At 45.4% G+C, this 251-nt stretch carries 1 protein-coding gene; it reads left to right on the top strand.

Going from position 1 to position 251, the window contains the following annotated elements; translation table 11 throughout:
• Positions 1-251 (top strand): hypothetical protein (locus AAEZ03_RS28350; protein WP_350583286.1); only part of this gene is annotated, 251 nt, incomplete at both ends.

Here is a 251-nt window from a genome sequence, read left to right as displayed (position 1 = left end):
ATGAAATGGTGTCGGTATTTAATGTCGGCGGTATTACGCCGCTTGAATACATCGTTTTAGTCTTGTTTGCGGTTAACTTTTGTTGGATAGCGTTGGCATTTAGTGGTGGCATAGCAGGCTTTGTTATTCTATTGAAAAGCACCTCATCTGTACCTACGGCAACCGTAGCGCTGCATACCCGAACCGCGATATTAATGCCGACTTATAACGAATCACCCGATCGTGTTTTTGCCGCAGTTGAAGTGATGGCC

Source organism: Pseudomonas sp. HY2-MNA-CIBAN-0224 (assembly GCF_040310285.1).
Lineage (GTDB): Bacteria > Pseudomonadota > Gammaproteobacteria > Pseudomonadales > Pseudomonadaceae > Aquipseudomonas > Aquipseudomonas helleri.
The sequence above is the reverse complement of the archived record's forward strand: the minus strand, read 5'-3'. Positions and strand labels throughout refer to the sequence as shown.